Annotated in this window: 4 protein-coding genes; 2 read left to right on the top strand and 2 right to left on the bottom strand. The window is 74.5% G+C overall.

Annotated features, from left to right (window positions below; all coding sequences use genetic code 11):
• Positions 1-47: 47 nt before the first annotated feature.
• The gene (locus tag ACFU7Z_RS36945) at positions 48-1,586 is read right to left on the bottom strand and encodes an FAD-binding protein (protein ID WP_380782450.1); all 1,539 of its coding nucleotides are present in this window, start codon (positions 1,584-1,586) and stop codon (positions 48-50) included.
• Between the two features lie 63 nt (positions 1,587-1,649).
• Positions 1,650-1,982 (bottom strand): hypothetical protein, encoded by a 333-nt coding sequence (locus tag ACFU7Z_RS36940; protein WP_049656779.1) that lies wholly within the window; start codon positions 1,980-1,982, stop codon positions 1,650-1,652.
• 252 nt (positions 1,983-2,234) lie between these two features.
• Between ACFU7Z_RS36940 and ACFU7Z_RS36935 the strand changes: the two genes are divergently transcribed.
• Both ACFU7Z_RS36935 and pgm read left to right on the top strand, forming a co-directional pair.
• Positions 2,235-2,534 carry a YciI family protein gene (locus ACFU7Z_RS36935; RefSeq protein WP_117485380.1) on the top strand — a complete coding sequence of 100 codons (300 nt, stop codon included), beginning with the start codon at positions 2,235-2,237 and terminating at the stop codon, positions 2,532-2,534.
• Between the two features lie 144 nt (positions 2,535-2,678).
• The gene (gene pgm / locus ACFU7Z_RS36930; RefSeq protein WP_049656775.1) at positions 2,679-4,319 is read left to right on the top strand and encodes a phosphoglucomutase (alpha-D-glucose-1,6-bisphosphate-dependent); all 1,641 of its coding nucleotides are present in this window, start codon (positions 2,679-2,681) and stop codon (positions 4,317-4,319) included.
• Positions 4,320-4,341 lie beyond the last annotated feature (22 nt).

Raw genomic sequence — 4,341 nt, 5'->3', positions numbered from 1 at the left:
CGCCGACACCGCGCCGGACACGGGCGGCCCCGGGACCGGGGGAGCGGTCAGGACGCGTGGATGCCCTGCCCCGGCGTCAGGATCCCCGCCGGGTCCCAGCGGCGCTTGGCCCGCGCCACCGTCTCCCACAGCCCCCCGTAGTGGCGCCGCCAGTCCGCCCCCGTCATCCCCGGCACCGCCCCGATCAGGTACCGCTTGCCGCCCAGCTCCACCGCCAGGTCGTACAGCCGCCGGTTGCGCTCCAGCATCGCCGCCGTGTCCGAGCCCGGCCCCGGGAACGCCAGCAGGTCGAAGTGCCAGCCCACCTCCTGCCCGGGCAGCACCGCCAGCGGCGCCCGCACCTTCGAGCGCTGGTACGGGTAGAACAGCAGCAGCCCCGCCCCCAGGTCGGCGGCGGTCAGCACCTCCGCCGCCCGCGCCATGAACGCCCGCGCCGCGGACGCCGGCAGGAACACGCTCAGCCACGGCTTGGGCAGCGCCCACAGCCCCGACGCGCGCAGGTACCCGGCGAAGCCGTCCACCCGGAACGCGTACTCCCGCCAGCTCTGCTCCACCACCTCGCTCGACACCGGGCGCAGCCCCGCCAGCAGCGCCGCCCGGTCCACCGCGCCCCCGGCGTCCGCGAACGCCACCAGCTCCGCCTTGTACCGCCAGCGCGCACCGTCCTCGCTGCGCACCACGTCGCCGACCTGGAGGTCGAAGCGGCGCTCGGCCATGACCTTCTCCTGGTCGGCGAGGTAGGCGTCCAGGTCGTCGTAGTACAGCGAGAAGACGTGGGCGCGCTCGCGGACCTTCACCAGGGCGAGGGTGGCGCGCACGATGACGGCGACCTGGCCGCCGCCGGCCAGCACGGCCTCGAACAGTTCCCGGTTGCGGGTGGGGGAGGCGGTGACCAGTTCGCCGGTGCCGGTGACGACGTCCAGTTCCAGCACGTTGTCGACCTGCATGCCGTGGCGCTGGACGCCGCCGCCGATGCCGCCGACGCTCAGCGTGCCGCCCACGGTCAGGTGCAGGTAGTCGGTGAGCACCGGCGGCACCCAGCCCGCGGCCAGGCCGGCCTCGGTGACCTGCGCCCAGGTGGCCCCGGCCTCGACGACGGCGCGCCCGGGGCGTACGGACAGGACCTTGGACAGGCCGCGGGCGTCGATGGCGACGCCGCCGCGGGGGTTGGCCTGGCCGTAGCTGGAGTGCGACTCCAGGCCGGCCTCGCCGAGCTGGGCGAGGTCGCCGCTCTGGCCGTTGACGGCCACCGGGATGCGGTGGCGGCGGGCGAAGGCGACCAGCTGCTGCACGTCGCGTACTGAGCCGGGGCGCAGGACGGCCCGGGGGGTGGCGGTGACGAGGTGGCCGAAGTCGGTGGCGAAGCGTTCCAGGCCGGCGCCCTGGAGGGTCACCGTGCCGTCCAGGGCGGGCAGTCGGGCGATGTCGGCGCCCGTGGCCGTCCCGGCGCCGGTCCCGGTCCCGGCGCCGGTGTCGGCTTCGGTGGCCCAGGCTTCGGTGGCGGTGTTCCAGCCGATGACGGCGCTGACGGCGCCGGCGCCGGCCGAGGCGAGGAGGGCGCGGCGTGACAGTCCTGACCTGCTCATATCAGAATTTCTCCGATCAGTCGTCAAATAGGGATTGTTGTACCGCAACCATCGGGTGATCACCTACTGCCCCGCACCGTCCAGCTGTTCGCGCAGGGCGGTGAGGCGGTGGAACACGGCGTTGACGAGCATCGGCCGGTACGGGTCCCGGTCGTTGTCCATCCAGGCGGTGGCCGTCGCGGCCTCCTCCAGCAGGGCCAGCCGGGCCCGGGGCAGGTCGGCCACCAGCGGGGAGCGGACCGCGTCCAGCAGGGCGTGGACGAGCCGGTGGGCGTGGACCCGCGGGTTGACCGCGAACAGCGTGCGGTAGACCCACAGCGCGTCCTCGCCGGACAGGATCCAGTCGTCGTTCAGCAGCAGCCGCACCCGTGCCCTCAGCACCAGGTCCTCGTTCATGTCGCGTGTCCCCCTTCGCCGTTCGTGAGCTGCCTCCCGCCGCGTGCGGGCAGCACGCCGTGCGCGCCGGCCGCCCTGGGCAGGGCGGGAGGCGCGGGGTTCGCGGTGGGATGCGCACGAGTCTGCGGGCGCGGGGCGGGGCGCGGCAAGGCGGAAGAAGGGTGTGCTGCGTCCTACCGGAGCGTTGCCCTGAGCTGGCAGGATGGGGGTCGGCACCCTCCGGGCGCGGTGGCGGACGCTAGCCTGGGCGCCATGTTCGTACTGGAGTTGACGTACACCGCCGCCCTGGAGTCGATCGAGGAGGCGCTGCCGCGGCACATCGCGTGGCTCGAGGAGCACTACGCGGCGGGCACCTTCCTCGCCTCGGGGCGCAAGGTGCCGCGCGACGGCGGGGTGATCCTCGCGGTGGGCGGGGACCGGGCCCGGATCGAGGCGCTGGTGGCCACCGACCCGTTCGTGCGGGCCGGGTTGACGCAGTACCGGGTGACGGAGTTCCTCGCCACCACCACCGCCCCGGAGCTGGCGGCCCACCGCCAGCAGCTGCCCGGCTGAGGCCCTCCGCCCCCGGCCGTCCCCGTCCGTCCGTGGTGCCCCGGGCCGTTCGCGCGGTTCGGGGCACGGTCGCGTTCTGGCTACGATCGGTGAACACGGGGCGAGGACGTATCGCGAGTACCGACTTTCGGCGGGAGAAGACGGATGGCACACGCACGGGCCGGGCAGCCGGCGCAGCCCGGTGACCTGGTGGACGTGGCGCGGCTGGTGACGGCGTACTACGCGCTGAACCCGGATCCGCAGGAGCCCGGGCAGCGGGTGGCGTTCGGGACCTCGGGGCACCGGGGCTCGTCGCTGGACGGGGCCTTCAACGAGGACCACATCGCCGCGACCACGCAGGCGATCTGCGAGTACCGGGCCGAACAGGGCGTCGCGGGACCGGTGTTCCTGGGCGCGGACACCCACGCCCTCTCCGAGCCGGCCAAGGCCACCGCCCTGGAGGTGCTGGCCGCCAACGGCGTGCACGTGCTGATCGACGCCGCCGACGGCTACACCCCCACCCCGGCGGTCTCGCACGCGATCCTCGCCCACAACCGGCGCAGCCCGCGCGCGCTCGCCGACGGCATCGTGGTCACCCCCTCGCACAACCCGCCGCGCGACGGCGGCTTCAAGTACAACCCGCCCAGCGGCGGGCCGGCCGGCTCGCAGGCCACCAACCGGATCCAGGACCGCGCCAACGAGCTGATCCGCGAGGGCATGCGCGGCGTCAGGAAGGTCCCCTACGCGCGGGCGCTGGCCGCCGCCACCACCGGGCGCCACGACTACCTCACCGCCTACGTCGAGGACCTGCCCTCCGTCCTGGACCTGGACGCGGTGCGGGAGGCGGGCCTGCGCATCGGCGCCGACCCGCTGGGCGGCGCGTCGGTGGCCTACTGGGCGCGCATCGCCGAGACCCACCGCCTGGACCTGACCGTCGTCAACCCGCGGACCGACCCGACCTGGCGGTTCATGACGCTGGACTGGGACGGGAAGATCCGCATGGACTGCTCCTCCCCGGCCGCGATGGCCTCCCTCATCGGCCGCAAGGACGAGTACGCCATCGCCACCGGCAACGACGCCGACGCCGACCGGCACGGCATCGTCACCCCCGACGGCGGCCTGATGAACCCCAACCACTACCTGGCGGTGGCCGTCGACTACCTCTACCGCCACCGCGCCGACTGGCCCGGCGACGCGGGCGTCGGCAAGACCCTGGTCTCCTCCTCGATGCTCGACCGCGTCGCCGCCGACCTCGGCCGCGCCCTGGTGGAGGTCCCGGTCGGCTTCAAGTGGTTCGTCGACGGCCTGCTGGAGGGCTCGATCGGCTTCGGCGGCGAGGAGAGCGCCGGCGCCTCCTTCCTGCGCCGCGACGGCGGGGTGTGGACCACCGACAAGGACGGCATCCTGCTCGCCCTGCTGGCCGCCGAGATCACCGCCGTCACCGGCGAGACCCCCAGCGCCCGCTACCGCGACCTGACCGAGCGCCACGGCGCCCCCTCCTACGCCCGGGTGGACGCCCCCGCCGACCGCGAGCAGAAGGCCCGCCTGGCCCGGCTCTCCCCGGAGCGGGTCGGCGCCGGCGAGATCGCCGGGGAGAAGATCACCGCCGTCCTCGCCAAGGCCCCCGGCAACGGCGCCCTGATCGGCGGCATCAAGGTCTGTACGGAGAACGCCTGGTTCGCGGCCCGGCCCTCGGGCACCGAGGACGTGTACAAGATCTACGCCGAGTCCTTCCACGGCGACGAGCACCTCGCCCGGGTGCAGGACGAGGCCCGCGCCCTGGTCGGCGAGGTCCTGCGGGGCTGAACCCGGTACGCCCGTGCCCCGG

It is taken from the genome of Kitasatospora sp. NPDC057518 (assembly GCF_042802075.1).
In the GTDB taxonomy this organism is placed as follows: Bacteria; Actinomycetota; Actinomycetes; order Streptomycetales; family Streptomycetaceae; genus Kitasatospora.
Note: the sequence above shows the minus strand (reverse complement) of the source record. Positions and strands in the feature narration are given on the sequence as shown.